Here is a 14,802-nt window from a genome sequence, read left to right on the forward strand (position 1 = left end):
CAATGATGATTCTTGTCAATTCCTCATCACAGGAGAAACCTATGCCTTCGTTCAAACGCCGGATTGCCGTGGCAGCCATCGCGATTGTCGCCGCGTCCATAACGCCTTTTGCTGCCATCGCCCTCCCATCGACAGCGACAGGCCGGATATCGGTGGGGCAGGTGATGGAAATGCTCGACAAGGCCGACACGAGCCCGGTCGCCAGGCAAACGCTGGTCGCCTATGTCGCCGGGGTTGGCGAAGCCGCCGGCGTGATCGCCGACACGATCGGCAATGGCGGCCTCGTTTCCTGCAAGAGTTCTTTCAGCCTGGATACACGAGCGGTGCGCGCCGCCCTTGAAGCGGGCGCCCCTCGTCAGGGTAACTGGTCTCAGACACCGGCGACGCCACTGATCATTGCCGACATGGTCAAGCGTGCCGGTTGCAGGACCAGGAATTGAGCCTGGCGATCCGCTGGTTCTCAGTCGCGCGACAATCCTGTCGCGCGACTATTCCCAACCTGCGACCCCCGCGCGCGATCAGCGAGTGCGGTTCCAGAGCTCAATCGAAAAACGCCTCGACTACGTTGCGCTTGCCGAGCATGAAGGCGTCAGCGACATGCTGGAGCGGGGCCAGATCGACATCGGAAACGCCGGCGCGCACGATCTCGGCGAAGCGCTTGTAGAGCATCGGATATTCCGCTTCCGGCTCTTCGTGAATGAGCTTGCCATCGATGGCGAGCTTCGAGCCGCCGCCCGACAGCACCATGGCGCCCTTGTCGGTCTCGGCCAGGATGTCCCAGCTTTGCGGGCCTGTCTGCAGCCAGTCGAGGTCCATCGTCACCGGCAGGCCATTCGAGGTGCGGAAGGTGACGCGCGCGGCAACCGGGGAGGCGCGGTTTTCGGGAAAGTCGAGCACCGCCGAGGTGATGAACATGGCCGGCAGGATATGGGTGGCAATCGACAGCGCGTTGATGCCGGGATCGAAGACGCCAAAACCGCCGGGAGCCCAGATCCATTCCTGGTTCGGGTGCCAGCGGCGCACATCCTCTTTCCAGTTGATGGCGGCCGAGCGGATGCGGGCTGAACTTAGAAAAGCACGTGCGGCCTCGACGGCCGGCGCATAGCGCGAGTGCCAGCTGGCGAACAGCGAGACGCCGTTGTGCGCAGCCAATGTCTTGAGGTCTTCGACCTCGCTGACAGTAGCGCCCGGCGGCTTCTCCAGGAAGACATGCTTCTTTGCCGTCAGCGCCGTCCGCGCCGCGTCGTAGCGGAATTGCGGCGGCATGCAGAGCGAGACGGCCTCGAGCTCGGCTACGGCGTCGAGCATGGCTTCGATGGTGGGGAAATTCGGGATGTCATCCACCTTGCCGTGACGGCTGGCGGCCGCGACGAGGCGATAGTCCTGGTCTTTCGCCAGGGCCGGCAGGTGCTGGTCGCGGACGATCTTGCCGACGCCGACGATGCCTATCTTGATGGGCTGGGACACGGCCGCTCCGTCTGTTTGATGATGGTGATGGCTTCTTATCAGAACACTTGCCTCGGGCAAGCCGAAGCCGAGCAGCCAAGCTCAGCCTTCCCTTAGCGGTAGCACATTTGTCGGCTGGGAAGGCCTCGGTCGCCGATTCGGTTCGGCAGTCGATTCGAAAGCTGGACCGGGGTCAGATCGGCACGTCGAAGGTAACGATCGACACTTCGCCTTCGAGCGCGCCCTGGAAGGCGGAAATATGCGGCTCTTCGTCGGGGATGCCGTCCATGTCGCCGATCTGGTCGAGCTCGGCCTCGGCGTAACCTTCGGCGGCAAGCGATTCGAGCGCCCGGCGCACCGCCGAATCGTCGTCGGGCGCAACCAGCATGACGTGGACGCCTTCCGGTTTGCCGCCTTTTTTCTTCCACACCCGGCCGGTGATGATGGTGACCGGGCGTTCTTCGTTGTCGTTCACGGGCCGATTCCTCTTGGCAGCGGGTGGGCGGGCGAGGGGGTTTTGACTGCTCATGCGGCCTTTTCGCATGAAGCAAGGCCGCGCAACAGCGCAAACCCATTCACTTTGCCTGAAGGCTTGTCACTTTCTTCCTCGCTCTTGCAAAAATGCGAAAGAAAATTACATGCGGTTTTCGCATGGCTGCCAAGCCTTGGTCGGCGCGCAATATTTGGTGCTCCGGGCTTGACGGTCCGCGGTCTTACGGGTAGAAGCCGCCCAGTCAGAACCGATGTGAGGCTCTCCCTTCCGAAGCGACACGCTTTGGAGTTTGCCTCAAACAGGGTTCGTTTTACGAGCGAAAAGACATTTCCGGCGTGCACGAAGCGGCTTCCGCTTCCTCTGCCTTTTGTTCGGGCAAGACCGCGAGGCGCGGTTTATGGCCCGAATTTGCGTATGGAAATGACGCTTTGAGCGGCCCTGACCGGGCGAGACACGGAATTGAGAGACAAGAGGGTTTAATGCCTACCGTCAACCAGCTGATCCGCAAGCCGCGCATTGCGCCGGTGAAGCGCAACAAGGTCCCTGCCATGCAGCAGAACCCGCAGAAGCGGGGCGTCTGCACGCGCGTCTATACAACGACGCCGAAGAAGCCGAACTCGGCGCTGCGCAAGGTGGCCAAGATCCGCCTGACCAATGGTTTTGAAGTGATCGGGTACATCCCCGGCGAAGGCCACAACCTTCAGGAACACTCCGTGGTGATGATCCGCGGCGGCCGCGTCAAGGATCTTCCGGGCGTTCGCTACCACATCATCCGCGGCGTGCTCGACACGCAGGGTGTGAAGAACCGCAAGCAGCGCCGTTCGAAGTACGGCGCCAAGCGCCCGAAGTAAGGGGCGTCCGAAATAAGATTTTCCGGCCTTGGCGCTTCCTTGAGTGCGTCGGGCTATGAGATTGAGAGACAAAAGCCATGTCGCGTCGTCACAGTGCAGAAAAGCGTGAGATCAATCCGGACCCGAAGTTCGGCGATCTGATCGTCACCAAGTTCATGAACGCCGTCATGTATGACGGTAAGAAGTCGGTCGCCGAGACCATCGTCTACGGCGCGCTCGACCAGGTTCAGTCGAAGACCAAGCAGGAGCCGGTCACCGTCTTCCATCAGGCGCTCGACAATGTCGCGCCGCATGTGGAAGTGCGTTCGCGCCGTGTCGGCGGCGCCACCTACCAGGTTCCGGTCGACGTGCGCCCCGAGCGCCGCCAGGCATTGGCCATTCGCTGGCTGATTGCTGCGGCCCGCAACCGCAACGAGACCACGATGGTCGACCGCCTCTCCGGCGAGCTGATGGACGCGGCCAACAACCGCGGCACCGCTGTCAAGAAGCGTGAAGACACCCACAAGATGGCTGAAGCCAACCGCGCTTTCGCGCACTACCGCTGGTAAAGCGCGAACGAGACTGAGAGGCAGCTACGATGGCCCGCGAATACAAAATCGAAGACTACCGCAATTTCGGTATCATGGCGCATATTGACGCCGGCAAGACGACGACCACCGAGCGCGTCCTCTACTACACGGGCAAGTCGCACAAGATCGGCGAAGTCCACGACGGCGCTGCCACCATGGATTGGATGGAGCAGGAGCAGGAGCGCGGCATCACCATCACGTCCGCCGCGACCACGACCTTCTGGAAGGCTCGTGACGGCAAGATGCACCGCTTCAACATCATCGACACCCCTGGCCACGTCGACTTCACCATCGAAGTCGAGCGTTCGCTGCGCGTGCTCGACGGCGCCATCGCGCTGCTCGATGCCAATGCCGGTGTTGAGCCGCAGACCGAGACCGTCTGGCGCCAGGCCGACAAGTATCGCGTTCCGCGCATGATCTTCTGCAACAAGATGGACAAGATCGGCGCCGACTTCTATCGCTCGGTCGAGATGATCGGCTCGCGCCTCGGTGCGCATGCTGTTGTCATGCAGCTGCCGATTGGCGCCGAGACCGAGTTTAAGGGCGTTGTCGACCTCGTCGAGATGAACGCGCTGGTCTGGCGCGACGAGACGCTGGGCGCTGCCTGGGACATCGTCGAGATCCCGGACGACCTCAAGGCTCGTGCCGAAGAATACCGCGAGAAGATGATCGAGGCTGCCGTCGAAATGGACGAGACGGCGCTTGAGAATTACCTCGAAGGCAAGATGCCGTCGAATGACGAGATTCGCGCGCTGATCCGCAAGGGCACCATCGCGGTCAAGTTCTACCCGATGTTCTGTGGCTCGGCCTTCAAGAACAAGGGCGTGCAGCCGCTGCTCGACGCCGTCGTCGAATATCTGCCGTCGCCGGCCGATGTTCCCGCCATCAAGGGCGTCGATGCCAAGACCGACGCCGAGATCGAGCGTCATGCCGACGACAACGAGCCGTTGTCGATGCTCGCCTTCAAGATCATGAACGACCCGTTCGTCGGTTCGCTGACCTTTGCGCGCATCTATTCGGGCAGGCTCACCAAGGGCATCTCGGTCGACAACACCGTGAAGGGCAAGAAAGAGCGCATCGGCCGCATGCTGCAGATGCATGCGAACTCGCGCGCCGATGTCGAAGAGGCATTTGCCGGCGACATCGTTGCTCTTGCCGGTCTCAAGGACACGACCACCGGCGACACGCTGAGCGATCCGCTGCATCCGGTCATTCTCGAGCGCATGGAATTCCCCGATCCGGTCATCCAGATCGCCATCGAGCCGAAGACCAAGAACGACCAGGAAAAGATGGGCCTCGCCCTTCACCGCCTGGCCGCCGAGGATCCGTCCTTCCGCGTCAAGACCGACGAGGAAAGCGGCCAGACCATCATTTCCGGCATGGGCGAACTCCACCTCGACATCATCGTCGACCGCATGCGTCGCGAGTTCAAGGTCGAGGCCAATGTCGGCGCACCGCAGGTGGCCTATCGCGAGACGATCACCCGCAAGCACGAGCAGGACTACACGCACAAGAAGCAGACTGGCGGTACCGGTCAGTTCGCTCGCGTCAAGATCCTCTTCGAGCCGAACCCGGACAGCAGCGAGTTCGAGTTCGATACCAAGATCGTCGGCGGCGCCGTGCCGAAGGAATACATCCCTGGTGTCGAAAAGGGCATCAACAGCGTCATGACCTCGGGTCCGTTTGCGGGCTTCCCGATGATCGGCGTCAAGGCGACCCTCATCGACGGCGCTTACCACGATGTCGACTCCAGCGTTCTGGCCTTCGAAATCGCCGGCCGCGCCTGCTTCCGTGAAGCAGCACCCAAGCTTGGCGTGCAGCTGCTCGAGCCGATCATGAAGGTCGAAGTCGTGACGCCGGAAGACTACGTCGGCAGCGTCATCGGCGATCTGAACGGTCGTCGTGGCCAGATCCAGGGTCAGGAAGCGCGTGGCGTCGCCGTGGTCATCAACGCGATGGTGCCGCTCGCCAACATGTTCAAGTATGTCGACAACCTGCGCTCGATGAGCCAGGGCCGTGCGGCCTACACGATGCAGTTCGATCACTACGAGCCGGTTCCGACCGCAGTGGCCCAGGAAGTCCAGAAGAAATACGCGTAAGGGTTCCTTAGCCACCGACGTCGCGTCCCTTGCGCGGTGCCGGATCTGAAGAGCGAATAACAATTTCCCCCAAGCGGGTAGAATAGACGGAGAACGATTATGGCCAAAGGTAAATTCGAGCGTAACAAGCCTCACGTGAACATCGGCACGATTGGCCACGTCGACCATGGCAAGACGTCGCTGACGGCGGCGATCACCAAGTATTTTGGCGAATACAAGCGCTACGACCAGATCGACGCTGCCCCTGAAGAGAAGGCGCGCGGCATCACGATCTCGACGGCTCACGTCGAATACGAGACGGCCAACCGCCACTACGCTCACGTCGACTGCCCCGGCCACGCCGACTATGTGAAGAACATGATCACCGGCGCCGCGCAGATGGACGGCGCGATCCTGGTCGTGTCGGCTGCCGACGGCCCGATGCCGCAGACCCGCGAGCACATCCTGCTGGCCCGTCAGGTCGGCGTGCCGTCGATCGTGGTGTTCCTGAACAAGGTCGACCAGGTCGACGACGCCGAGCTGCTCGAACTGGTCGAGCTCGAGGTTCGCGAGCTTCTGACCAAGAACGAATTCCCCGGCGACGACATTCCGATCGTCAAGGGTTCGGCTCTGGCTGCTCTCGAAGACTCGGACAAGAAGATCGGTGAAGACGCGATCCGCGAGCTGATGGCTGCGGTCGATGCCTACATCCCGACGCCGGTCCGTCCGCTCGACAAGCCGTTCCTGATGCCGATCGAAGACGTGTTCTCGATCTCGGGCCGCGGCACGGTCGTGACCGGCCGCGTCGAGCGCGGCGTGGTCAAGGTCGGCGAGGAACTCGAGATCATCGGCATCCGTCCGACGACCAAGACGACCTGCACGGGCGTGGAAATGTTCCGCAAGCTGCTCGATCAGGGCCAGGCTGGCGACAACATCGGCGCGCTGCTGCGCGGCGTTGATCGTGAAGGTGTCGAGCGCGGCCAGGTTCTGGCCAAGCCGGGCACGGTGAAGCCGCACAAGAAGTTCGTGGCCGAAGCCTACATCCTGACCAAGGACGAAGGTGGCCGTCACACGCCGTTCTTCACCAACTACCGTCCGCAGTTCTACTTCCGCACGACCGACGTGACCGGCATCGTGTCGCTGCCGGAAGGCACCGAGATGGTGATGCCGGGCGACAACATCACGGTCGATGTCGAGCTGATCGTGCCGATCGCCATGGAAGAGAAGCTGCGCTTCGCTATCCGTGAAGGCGGCCGCACCGTCGGTGCCGGCATCGTCGTCACCATCAAAGAGTAATTTGGACTTAAACCGATCTGTCGCGGGCGCGGGAGTTGCCCGCGCCGCGCCAGAACAAGGAAGTGACGCATGAACGGACAGAATATCCGCATCCGCCTTAAGGCGTTTGACCACCGCGTGCTCGACGCCTCGACGAAGGAAATCGTGTCGACGGCCAAGCGTACCGGTGCAAACGTCCGCGGCCCCATTCCGCTGCCGACGCGGATCGAAAAGTTCACGGTCAACCGGTCGCCTCACGTCGACAAGAAGAGCCGCGAGCAGTTCGAGATGCGCACGCACAAGCGTCTGCTCGACATCGTCGATCCGACCCCGCAGACGGTCGATGCTTTGATGAAGCTCGATCTGGCCGCCGGCGTCGACGTCGAGATCAAGCTCTAAGGGAATGAGAGCGCGGTAAGGGGCGGTGCCCCTGGCCCGGAACTCTAAAGGAATTGAACCGATGCGTTCAGGTGTGATTGCAAAGAAGGTGGGAATGACCCGCATCTATAACGATGCCGGGGAACATGTTCCCGTCACCGTTCTCCTGATGGAGAACTGCCAGGTCGTGGCCCAGCGCACGCAAGAGAAGAATGGCTACACCGCCGTTCAGCTCGGCGTTGGCCTTGCCAAGGTGAAGAACACGTCGAAGGCGATGCGCGGCCATTTCGCGACCGCTTCCGTCGAGCCGAAGGCGAAGGTCGCCGAGTTCCGCGTCTCCGCCGACAACATGATCGATGTCGGCGCCGAGATCACCGTCGAGCACTTCGTCGCCGGCCAGAAGGTCGATGTGACGGGCACGACGATCGGCAAGGGCTTTCAGGGCGTCATCAAGCGCCACCACATGGGCGGTGGCCGTGCAACGCACGGTAACTCGGTTTCGCACCGTACGCACGGTTCGACGGGCCAGCGCCAGGACCCGGGCAAAGTGTTCAAGGGCAAGCATATGGCTGGCCACATGGGCGACACCCGCGTCACCACGCAGAATGTCGAGATCGTATCGACCGACGCCGACCGCGGCCTGATCCTGATCCGCGGTGCGGTTCCCGGATCGAAGGGCGCCTGGATCCTGGTCCGCGATGCGGCCAAGGTGGCACTGCCGGCCAATGCGCCGAAGCCTGCCGCGATCCGCGCCGTTGCTGCCGAAAGTGGCGCCAAGAACGAGGCTCCGGCCACAGAGGGAGCGGAATAATGGATCTCAAGATCACAACGCTGGGCGGCAAGGACGCCGGCAAGGTGGAACTCTCCGACGAGATTTTCGGCCTTGATCCGCGCGAAGACATCCTGCAGCGCGTCGTGCGCTGGCAGCTTGCCAAGAAGCAGCAGGGCACGCACAAGACCAAGGGTCGCGCCGAGATCGCGCGCACCGGCGCCAAGATGTACAAGCAGAAGGGTACGGGCCGCGCCCGTCACCATTCGGCACGCGCTCCGCAGTTCCGCGGCGGCGGCAAGGCCCACGGCCCGGTCGTTCGCAGCCACGAGCACGAACTGCCGAAGAAGGTTCGCGCTCTCGGCCTCAAGCATGCTCTCTCGGCCAAGGCCAAGAGCGCGTCGATCATCATCATCGACGAGCTGAAGCTGACCGAGGCCAAGACGAAGGCGCTGATCGCGAATTTCGCGACGCTGGGCCTGACCAATGCTTTGCTGATCGGCGGCGCCGAGCTTGACAAGAACTTCAAGCTGGCGGCGACGAACATCCCCAACATCGACGTGCTGCCCATCCAGGGCATCAACGTCTACGACATTCTGCGCCGCGGCACGCTGGTCCTTTCGAAGGCCGCCGTCGAGGCTCTCGAGGAGCGTTTTAAATGACCGACCTTCGTCATTACGACGTGATCGTCTCGCCGGCGATCACCGAAAAGTCGACCATGGCCTCCGAGCAGAACAAGGTCGTCTTCAACGTCGCCAAGAAGGCGTCGAAGCCGGAAATCAAGGCCGCCGTCGAAGCGCTGTTCGGCGTCAAGGTGATGGCCGTGAACACGCTTGTCCGCAAGGGCAAGATCAAGCGCTTCCGTGGCACGGTTGGCCGCCAGAGCGACGTCAAGAAGGCGGTTGTGACGCTGGCCGATGGCCAGTCGATCGACGTCGCGACGGGTCTCTGAGCAAGGCCGCGAGGACAGAACAATGGCACTGAAAAAATTCAACCCGGTAACGCCCAGCACCCGTCAGCTGGTCATCGTCGACCGCTCGGGCCTCTACAAGGGCAAGCCCGTCAAGGGTCTGACCGAAGGCCTGACCAAGTCGGGCGGCCGCAACAATCACGGTCGCATCACCGCCCGCTTCATCGGCGGTGGTCACAAGCGTTCGTACCGCATCATCGACTTCAAGCGCCGCAAGTTCGACGTCGTCGGCACGGTCGAGCGCATTGAGTACGATCCGAACCGCACCGCCTTCATCGCGCTGATCAAGTATGACGATGGCGAGCTGTCCTACATCATCGCTCCGCAGCGTCTGGCTCCCGGCGACAAGATCGTGTCCGGTGAATCGGTCGACGTGAAGCCGGGCAATGCGATGCCGCTGGCTTCGATGCCGGTCGGCACCATCGTCCACAACATCGAGCTGAAGCCGGGCAAGGGCGCTCAGGTCGCCCGTTCGGCAGGTGGTTACGGTCAGCTGGTCGGTCGTGACCAGGGCATGGCGATCCTGCGCCTCAATTCGGGCGAGCAGCGTGTCGTTCACGGCTCCTGCATGGCCACTGTTGGCGCCGTGTCCAATCCGGACCACGGCAACATCAATGACGGCAAGGCCGGTCGCACGGTCTGGCGTGGCAAGCGCCCGCACAATCGCGGCGTGACCATGAACCCGGTCGACCATCCGCACGGCGGCGGCGAAGGCCGCACATCGGGTGGCCGCCATCCGGTTTCGCCTTGGGGCAAGCCGACCAAGGGTAAGAAGACGCGGTCCAACAAGGCGACCGACAAGTTCATCCTGCGCTCGCGCCATCAGCGCAAGAGCTAAGAAGAGGTAACGCCAAGTGACTCGTTCGATTTGGAAAGGCCCCTTCATTGACGGCTACCTTCTCAAGAAGGTGGACAAGGTTCGTGAAGGTGGTCGCAATGAGGTGATCAAGATGTGGAGCCGTCGCTCCACCATCCTGCCGCAGTTCGTCGGCTTCACCTTCGGTGTCTACAACGGCCAGAAGCATGTTCCCGTCTCGGTGAACGAGGACATGGTCGGTCACAAGTTCGGTGAATTCGCTCCGACCCGGACCTATTACGGTCACGGCGCGGATAAGAAGGCGAAGAGGAAATAATCATGGGCAAGGCCAAAGCTCCGCGCAGGCTTGCTGATAACGAAGCGCGCGCCGTATTGCGCACGATCCGTATCAGCCCGCAGAAGCTGAACCTGGTTGCCGCGCTGATCCGCGGCAAGAAGGTCGCGACAGCGCTTTCCGATCTCGAATTCTCGGCCAAGCGGATTTCCGGCACGGTCAAGAAGACGCTGGAATCGGCAATCGCCAACGCGGAAAACAACCACGACCTGGATGTCGATGCACTGATCGTGGCGGAAGCCTATGTCGGCAAGTCGATCGTCATGAAGCGGTTCCATGCCCGTGGCCGCGGTCGCGCCAGCCGTATCGAGAAGCCGTTCTCGCACCTCACGATCGTCGTTCGTGAAGTCGAAGAAAAAGGGGAGGCCGCATAATGGGCCAGAAAGTCAATCCGATCGGTCTTCGCCTCGGCATCAACCGCACCTGGGATTCGCGCTGGTTCGCGAACACCGGCGAGTACGGCAAGCTGCTGCATGAGGACATCAAGATCCGCAAGTATCTCGAGAAGGAGCTCAAGCAGGCTGCCATCTCGAAGGTCGTGATCGAGCGTCCGCACAAGAAGTGCCGCGTCACCATCCATGCCGCGCGCCCGGGTCTGATCATCGGCAAGAAGGGCGCCGACATCGAGAAGCTTCGCAAGAAGCTGATGGAGATGACGAAGTCCGAGACGCACCTCAACATCGTTGAAGTGCGCAAGCCGGAGATCGACGCGACCCTGGTCGCCCAGTCGATCGCCCAGCAGCTCGAGCGTCGTATCGCGTTCCGCCGCGCCATGAAGCGTGCCGTTCAGTCGGCGATGCGGCTTGGTGCCGAAGGCATCCGCATCAACTGCGCCGGCCGCCTCGGCGGCGCCGAGATCGCGCGCATGGAATGGTATCGCGAAGGCCGCGTGCCGCTGCATACGCTGCGTGCGGACGTCGACTACGGTACGGCCGAAGCGCACACGGCTTATGGCATCTGCGGCGTCAAGGTCTGGGTGTTCAAGGGCGAGATCCTTGAGCATGACCCGATGGCTTCGGAGCGTCGGGCCAGCGAAAGCGATGCAGCGCATGGCGGTGGTGGTGATCGCGAACGCGGTCGTCGTCGCGAAAACGCCTGAGACATTTAGGAATTTGGAGTTAGAACGATGCTGCAGCCAAAGCGCACAAAGTTCCGCAAGCAGTTCAAGGGCCGTATCCATGGTACCGCAAAGGGCGGCACCAACCTGGATTTCGGTGGTTTCGGGCTGAAGGCGCTTGAGCCGAACCGCGTCACCGCACGTGAGATCGAGGCGGCCCGCCGCGCGATCACCCGTGAAATGAAGCGCGCTGGTCGCGTCTGGATCCGTATTTTCCCGGACGTGCCGGTCACTTCGAAGCCGACCGAAGTCCGCATGGGTAAGGGCAAGGGCGCGGTCGATTATTGGGCGGCGCGCGTCAAGCCGGGCCGCATCATGTTCGAGATCGACGGCGTCAATGAAGAAACCGCCCGTGAGGCACTGCGTCTCGGCGCGGCCAAGCTCTCGGTCAAGACGCGCTTCGTGCAGCGCATCGCAGAATAAGGACGGGCTGATCATGAAAGCCGAAGACATCCGGACCAAGACCCAGGACCAGCTGACCGACGACCTGGCCAGCCTGAAGAAGGAGCAGTTCAACCTGCGCTTCCAGAAGGCCACCGGCCAGCTCGAGAAGACCGCGCGCGTGAGACAGGTCCGTAAGGATATTGCGCGTATCAAGACCATCGCTGCGGAAAAGTCCGCGGCTAAGAAGGCTTAAGGACGAAAACCATGCCAAAGCGCATTCTGCAGGGCACCGTCGTCAGCGACAAGAACGAGAAGACGGTTGTCGTCAAGGTCGAACGGCGCTTCACGCATCCCGTGATGAAGAAGACCGTGCGCATGACCAAGAAGTACAAGGCGCACGACGAGAACAACGCCCACAAGGTTGGCGATCAGGTGTTCATCCAGGAATCGAAGCCGATTTCCAAGGACAAGCGCTGGATCGTCGTGTCTTCGGACCAAGCCTGACCTCGGGCGTAAACAACGAATTTTGGACAGACCGGGGAGGGGCTTTGAGCCCATCCCGTTAGAAGAGAAGAAGGCGGCCAGTCATGATTCAGATGCAAACAAACCTCGACGTCGCGGATAATTCCGGCGCCCGTCGTGTCATGTGCATCAAGGTGCTGGGCGGCTCGAAGCGGAAATACGCTTCCGTGGGCGACATCATCGTGGTGTCGATCAAGGAAGCCATTCCGCGCGGCCGCGTGAAGAAGGGCGATGTGATGAAGGCGGTCGTGGTTCGCACGGCCAAGGACATTCGCCGCCCGGATGGCAGCGTGATCCGTTTCGACAAGAACGCGGCCGTTCTCGTCGACAACAAGAAAGAGCCGATCGGCACGCGTATCTTCGGACCGGTTCCGCGCGAACTCCGCGCCAAGAACCACATGAAGATCATCTCGCTCGCGCCTGAAGTGCTGTAAGGAGCCGGACCAATGCAAAAGATTAGAAAAGGCGACAAGGTCGTCGTGCTGGCCGGCAAGGACAAGGGCCGTTCGGGCGAAGTCCTCTCGGTACAGCCGAAGGAAGACACCGCGCTGGTGCGCGGCGTCAACATGATCCGCCGTCACCAGAAGCAGTCCCAGTCCCAAGAGGGCGGGATCATCACCAAGGAAGCGCCGATCCAGCTGTCGAACATCGCGCTGGCCGACCCCAAGGATGGCAAGCCGACCCGCGTCGGCTTCATCTTCCAGAAGGACGGCAAGAAGGTGCGCGTCGCCAAGCGCTCGGGAGAAGTCATCAATGGCTAAGGCTCAAACCACGAAGCCCAAGGCTGAAAGCAAACAGTCCAAGGCTCAGAACACGCCGCGCCTCAAGCAGGTCTACAACGAGACCATCCGCAAGGCGCTGCAGGAACAGTTCGGCTACGACAACGAGATGCAGGTTCCGCGCATCGACAAGATCGTGCTGAACATGGGCGTTGGCGAAGCGACCGCCGATTCGAAGAAGCCTTCGATCGCGGCCGAAGACCTGGCGATGATTGCCGGCCAGAAGGCCGTCGTTACCCGCGCCCGCAACTCGATCGCCGGCTTCAAGGTCCGCGAGAAGATGCCGATCGGCGCCAAGGTCACGCTGCGCAAGGAACGCATGTATGAGTTCCTCGACCGCCTCGTGAACATCGCACTGCCGCGCGTCCGCGACTTTCGCGGACTGAATCCGAAGAGCTTCGATGGCCGTGGCAACTACGCCATGGGCATCAAGGAACACATCGTGTTCCCGGAGATCAACTACGACAAGGTTGATCAGATCTGGGGCATGGACGTCATCGTTTGTACGACTGCGAAGACGGACGACGAAGCCAGGGCATTGCTCAAGGCCTTCAACTTCCCCTTCCGCCAGTAACGGCAGCGAGAAAAGGAAAAATCTGAAATGGCAAAGACCAGCTCAGTCGAGAAGAACAACAGGCGCCGCAAGCTTGCCGACCAGTACGGTCCCAAGCGGGCTGCGCTCAAGGCGATCATCATGGATCAGTCCAAGCCGATGGAAGAGCGTTTCCGCGCTCAGCTCAAGCTTGCCGCCATGCCGCGCAACTCGGCCAAGATCCGCATCCGCAACCGCTGCGAAGTCACCGGCCGTCCGCGCGCCTACTATCGCAAGCTCAAAGTATCGCGCATCGCGCTTCGTGATCTCGGCAATAACGGCCAGATCCCGGGCCTGGTCAAGTCGAGCTGGTAAGGAGGACATAACATGTCATTGAGCGATCCTCTCGGCGATATGCTGACCCGCATCCGCAACGCGTATGGCCGCAAGAAGTCGAGCGTTTCGACGCCGGCTTCGCGTCTGCGCACCCGCGTCCTCGACGTGCTGAAGGCTGAAGGCTATATCCGCGATTACAGCCAGACCGACTTCGACAACGGCAAGTCCGAAATCGAGATCGAGCTGAAGTATTTCGACGGCGCGCCGGTCGTGCGCGAAATCGCCCGCGTTTCGAAGCCAGGCCGCCGCGTCTATGTTTCGGCCAAGTCGATTCCGCAGGTCGCAAACGGCCTCGGCATCGCCATCCTTTCGACACCGAAGGGCGTGATGGCCGACCATGAAGCACGTGAACAGAACGTCGGCGGTGAGATCCTCTGCCAGATCTTCTGATCTGGCAGTTGACCGCAAAGTGGAATCCGGTCTTCGGATCGTTCCCGAAGACAGAGACCTGAAACAAGAGAAGTGACGAGGACAACAAAATGTCTCGTATTGGAAAGAAACCCGTTTCGCTGCCGCAGGGCGTGACCGCGACCGTCAACGGCCAGACCGTGACGGCGAAGGGCCCCAAGGGTGAGCTGAAGTTCGTGGTGAACGACGAAGTGCTGGTCAAGATGGAAGGCAGCGAGATCGCTGTCCAGCCGCGCGACCAGACCAAGACCGCCCGCTCGAAGTGGGGCATGTCGCGCACGCAGATCGTCAACATCCTGCAGGGTGTCAAGGACGGTTTCGAGAAGAAGCTCGAGATCACCGGCGTCGGCTATCGCGCGGCACTTCAGGGCAAGAACCTGCAGCTGGCGCTTGGCTTCAGCCATGACGTCGTCTATGAGACGCCGCAGGGCATCACCATCACCGTGCCGAAGCCGACTGAAATCACCGTGGCCGGCATCGACAAGCAGCAGGTCGGCCAGGTTGCGGCCGAGATCCGCGAGTATCGTGGTCCCGAGCCTTACAAGGGCAAGGGCGTCCGCTACGCCGGCGAGAAGGTCGTCCGCAAGGAAGGCAAGAAGAAGTAGTAGGCCTGGCCTCGAGAAGTTGAAGACTTTTCGGAAAGGGCCAAGCCAAGAGTGTAACGCCGCGGGGAGCGGTCGCGGG

24 protein-coding genes are annotated in these 14,802 nt (G+C 61.5%); 22 read left to right on the plus strand and 2 right to left on the minus strand.

Going from position 1 to position 14,802, the window contains the following annotated elements; translation table 11 throughout:
- Positions 1-41 precede the first annotated feature (41 nt).
- Entirely contained in the window at positions 42-440 is a 399-nt protein-coding gene (locus P3C39_RS06545; protein ID WP_013531418.1) for a chlorophyllide reductase subunit BchY, read from the plus strand.
- Between the two features lie 100 nt (positions 441-540).
- On the opposite strand, the gene P3C39_RS06550 is transcribed toward P3C39_RS06545, so the two are convergent.
- A complete protein-coding gene (locus P3C39_RS06550) occupies positions 541-1,467 on the minus strand; it encodes a Gfo/Idh/MocA family oxidoreductase (RefSeq protein ID WP_275952957.1) in 927 nt (308 codons plus the stop codon).
- Positions 1,468-1,639: 172 nt separating this feature from the next.
- Complete coding sequence (locus tag P3C39_RS06555; protein WP_013531420.1) at positions 1,640-1,921, minus strand: transcriptional regulator; 282 nt, start codon at positions 1,919-1,921, stop codon at positions 1,640-1,642.
- A 497-nt stretch (positions 1,922-2,418) separates the two neighbouring features.
- Here P3C39_RS06555 and rpsL point away from each other — a divergent pair, with 497 nt between their 5' ends.
- The 21 genes from rpsL to rplF all read left to right on the plus strand — a co-directional run bounded on the left by rpsL (position 2,419) and on the right by rplF (position 14,723).
- Positions 2,419-2,790: a 30S ribosomal protein S12 gene (rpsL, locus tag P3C39_RS06560; protein WP_006333356.1), complete on the plus strand. Its 372-nt coding sequence runs from the start codon at positions 2,419-2,421 to the stop codon at positions 2,788-2,790.
- 77 nt (positions 2,791-2,867) lie between these two features.
- Positions 2,868-3,338 carry a 30S ribosomal protein S7 gene (rpsG, locus tag P3C39_RS06565; protein WP_008875664.1) on the plus strand — a complete coding sequence of 157 codons (471 nt, stop codon included), beginning with the start codon at positions 2,868-2,870 and terminating at the stop codon, positions 3,336-3,338.
- A 29-nt stretch (positions 3,339-3,367) separates the two neighbouring features.
- A complete protein-coding gene (fusA, locus tag P3C39_RS06570) occupies positions 3,368-5,458 on the plus strand; it encodes an elongation factor G (protein WP_013531421.1) in 2,091 nt (696 codons plus the stop codon).
- A gap of 99 nt (positions 5,459-5,557) precedes the next feature.
- Positions 5,558-6,733, plus strand: a complete 1,176-nt coding sequence (gene tuf / locus P3C39_RS06575; protein WP_013531404.1) for an elongation factor Tu — start codon at positions 5,558-5,560, stop codon at positions 6,731-6,733.
- 69 nt (positions 6,734-6,802) lie between these two features.
- Complete coding sequence (gene rpsJ, locus P3C39_RS06580) at positions 6,803-7,111, plus strand: 30S ribosomal protein S10 (RefSeq protein WP_010909272.1); 309 nt, start codon at positions 6,803-6,805, stop codon at positions 7,109-7,111.
- A 61-nt stretch (positions 7,112-7,172) separates the two neighbouring features.
- Positions 7,173-7,901, plus strand: coding sequence for a 50S ribosomal protein L3 (rplC, locus tag P3C39_RS06585; RefSeq protein ID WP_013531422.1), 729 nt, complete (start codon positions 7,173-7,175; stop codon positions 7,899-7,901).
- Positions 7,901-8,521 (plus strand): 50S ribosomal protein L4, encoded by a 621-nt coding sequence (gene rplD, locus P3C39_RS06590; protein ID WP_013531423.1) that lies wholly within the window; start codon positions 7,901-7,903, stop codon positions 8,519-8,521. Before rplC ends, rplD begins: the two co-directional genes overlap by 1 nt.
- Positions 8,518-8,811 carry a 50S ribosomal protein L23 gene (locus P3C39_RS06595; protein ID WP_013531424.1) on the plus strand — a complete coding sequence of 98 codons (294 nt, stop codon included), beginning with the start codon at positions 8,518-8,520 and terminating at the stop codon, positions 8,809-8,811. Before rplD ends, P3C39_RS06595 begins: the two co-directional genes overlap by 4 nt.
- 22 nt (positions 8,812-8,833) lie before the next feature.
- The gene (gene rplB / locus P3C39_RS06600) at positions 8,834-9,667 is read left to right on the plus strand and encodes a 50S ribosomal protein L2 (protein ID WP_024505067.1); all 834 of its coding nucleotides are present in this window, start codon (positions 8,834-8,836) and stop codon (positions 9,665-9,667) included.
- 16 nt (positions 9,668-9,683) lie between these two features.
- On the plus strand, positions 9,684-9,962 hold the full coding sequence (rpsS, locus tag P3C39_RS06605; RefSeq protein ID WP_006205463.1) for a 30S ribosomal protein S19: 279 nt from the start codon (positions 9,684-9,686) through the stop codon (positions 9,960-9,962).
- A 2-nt stretch (positions 9,963-9,964) separates the two neighbouring features.
- Positions 9,965-10,354, plus strand: a complete 390-nt coding sequence (rplV, locus tag P3C39_RS06610) for a 50S ribosomal protein L22 (protein WP_006205462.1) — start codon at positions 9,965-9,967, stop codon at positions 10,352-10,354.
- On the plus strand, positions 10,354-11,079 hold the full coding sequence (gene rpsC, locus P3C39_RS06615; protein ID WP_013531426.1) for a 30S ribosomal protein S3: 726 nt from the start codon (positions 10,354-10,356) through the stop codon (positions 11,077-11,079). The genes rplV and rpsC overlap by 1 nt, the downstream gene beginning before the upstream one ends.
- Positions 11,080-11,106: 27 nt before the next feature.
- The gene (rplP, locus tag P3C39_RS06620; protein WP_013531427.1) at positions 11,107-11,520 is read left to right on the plus strand and encodes a 50S ribosomal protein L16; all 414 of its coding nucleotides are present in this window, start codon (positions 11,107-11,109) and stop codon (positions 11,518-11,520) included.
- Positions 11,521-11,533: 13 nt separating this feature from the next.
- Complete coding sequence (rpmC, locus tag P3C39_RS06625) at positions 11,534-11,734, plus strand: 50S ribosomal protein L29 (protein WP_006205459.1); 201 nt, start codon at positions 11,534-11,536, stop codon at positions 11,732-11,734.
- A gap of 11 nt (positions 11,735-11,745) precedes the next feature.
- Complete coding sequence (rpsQ, locus tag P3C39_RS06630; RefSeq protein ID WP_010909280.1) at positions 11,746-11,985, plus strand: 30S ribosomal protein S17; 240 nt, start codon at positions 11,746-11,748, stop codon at positions 11,983-11,985.
- A gap of 83 nt (positions 11,986-12,068) precedes the next feature.
- Positions 12,069-12,437 carry a 50S ribosomal protein L14 gene (rplN, locus tag P3C39_RS06635; RefSeq protein ID WP_006205457.1) on the plus strand — a complete coding sequence of 123 codons (369 nt, stop codon included), beginning with the start codon at positions 12,069-12,071 and terminating at the stop codon, positions 12,435-12,437.
- Positions 12,438-12,449: 12 nt separating this feature from the next.
- Positions 12,450-12,764: a 50S ribosomal protein L24 gene (gene rplX, locus P3C39_RS06640; protein WP_013531428.1), complete on the plus strand. Its 315-nt coding sequence runs from the start codon at positions 12,450-12,452 to the stop codon at positions 12,762-12,764.
- Entirely contained in the window at positions 12,757-13,356 is a 600-nt protein-coding gene (gene rplE, locus P3C39_RS06645) for a 50S ribosomal protein L5 (protein ID WP_013531429.1), read from the plus strand. Before rplX ends, rplE begins: the two co-directional genes overlap by 8 nt.
- 27 nt (positions 13,357-13,383) lie before the next feature.
- The gene (gene rpsN, locus P3C39_RS06650) at positions 13,384-13,689 is read left to right on the plus strand and encodes a 30S ribosomal protein S14 (RefSeq protein WP_013895695.1); all 306 of its coding nucleotides are present in this window, start codon (positions 13,384-13,386) and stop codon (positions 13,687-13,689) included.
- A gap of 12 nt (positions 13,690-13,701) precedes the next feature.
- Positions 13,702-14,100, plus strand: a complete 399-nt coding sequence (gene rpsH, locus P3C39_RS06655; RefSeq protein ID WP_013531431.1) for a 30S ribosomal protein S8 — start codon at positions 13,702-13,704, stop codon at positions 14,098-14,100.
- An 89-nt stretch (positions 14,101-14,189) separates the two neighbouring features.
- The gene (rplF, locus tag P3C39_RS06660; protein ID WP_275952958.1) at positions 14,190-14,723 is read left to right on the plus strand and encodes a 50S ribosomal protein L6; all 534 of its coding nucleotides are present in this window, start codon (positions 14,190-14,192) and stop codon (positions 14,721-14,723) included.
- Positions 14,724-14,802: the final 79 nt, after the last annotated feature.

It is taken from the genome of Mesorhizobium sp. XAP4 (assembly GCF_029269325.1).
Taxonomy (GTDB): Bacteria; Pseudomonadota; Alphaproteobacteria; order Rhizobiales; family Rhizobiaceae; genus Mesorhizobium; species Mesorhizobium ciceri.

Coding starts and splice junctions, on each gene's coding strand:
- rplN (WP_006205457.1), top strand. CDS start 12,069: ATGATTCAGATGCAAACAAACCTCGACGTCGCGGATAATTCCGGCGCC.
- rplE (WP_013531429.1), top strand. CDS start 12,757: ATGGCTAAGGCTCAAACCACGAAGCCCAAGGCTGAAAGCAAACAGTCC.
- rplD (WP_013531423.1), top strand. CDS start 7,901: ATGGATCTCAAGATCACAACGCTGGGCGGCAAGGACGCCGGCAAGGTG.
- rplP (WP_013531427.1), top strand. CDS start 11,107: ATGCTGCAGCCAAAGCGCACAAAGTTCCGCAAGCAGTTCAAGGGCCGT.
- rpsN (WP_013895695.1), top strand. CDS start 13,384: ATGGCAAAGACCAGCTCAGTCGAGAAGAACAACAGGCGCCGCAAGCTT.
- fusA (WP_013531421.1), top strand. CDS start 3,368: ATGGCCCGCGAATACAAAATCGAAGACTACCGCAATTTCGGTATCATG.
- rpsQ (WP_010909280.1), top strand. CDS start 11,746: ATGCCAAAGCGCATTCTGCAGGGCACCGTCGTCAGCGACAAGAACGAG.
- P3C39_RS06595 (WP_013531424.1), top strand. CDS start 8,518: ATGACCGACCTTCGTCATTACGACGTGATCGTCTCGCCGGCGATCACC.
- rpsH (WP_013531431.1), top strand. CDS start 13,702: ATGTCATTGAGCGATCCTCTCGGCGATATGCTGACCCGCATCCGCAAC.
- rpsC (WP_013531426.1), top strand. CDS start 10,354: ATGGGCCAGAAAGTCAATCCGATCGGTCTTCGCCTCGGCATCAACCGC.
- P3C39_RS06545 (WP_013531418.1), top strand. CDS start 42: ATGCCTTCGTTCAAACGCCGGATTGCCGTGGCAGCCATCGCGATTGTC.
- rplX (WP_013531428.1), top strand. CDS start 12,450: ATGCAAAAGATTAGAAAAGGCGACAAGGTCGTCGTGCTGGCCGGCAAG.
- rplC (WP_013531422.1), top strand. CDS start 7,173: ATGCGTTCAGGTGTGATTGCAAAGAAGGTGGGAATGACCCGCATCTAT.
- tuf (WP_013531404.1), top strand. CDS start 5,558: ATGGCCAAAGGTAAATTCGAGCGTAACAAGCCTCACGTGAACATCGGC.
- rpsG (WP_008875664.1), top strand. CDS start 2,868: ATGTCGCGTCGTCACAGTGCAGAAAAGCGTGAGATCAATCCGGACCCG.
- rpsL (WP_006333356.1), top strand. CDS start 2,419: ATGCCTACCGTCAACCAGCTGATCCGCAAGCCGCGCATTGCGCCGGTG.
- rplV (WP_006205462.1), top strand. CDS start 9,965: ATGGGCAAGGCCAAAGCTCCGCGCAGGCTTGCTGATAACGAAGCGCGC.
- rplF (WP_275952958.1), top strand. CDS start 14,190: ATGTCTCGTATTGGAAAGAAACCCGTTTCGCTGCCGCAGGGCGTGACC.
- rpsJ (WP_010909272.1), top strand. CDS start 6,803: ATGAACGGACAGAATATCCGCATCCGCCTTAAGGCGTTTGACCACCGC.
- rpmC (WP_006205459.1), top strand. CDS start 11,534: ATGAAAGCCGAAGACATCCGGACCAAGACCCAGGACCAGCTGACCGAC.
- rplB (WP_024505067.1), top strand. CDS start 8,834: ATGGCACTGAAAAAATTCAACCCGGTAACGCCCAGCACCCGTCAGCTG.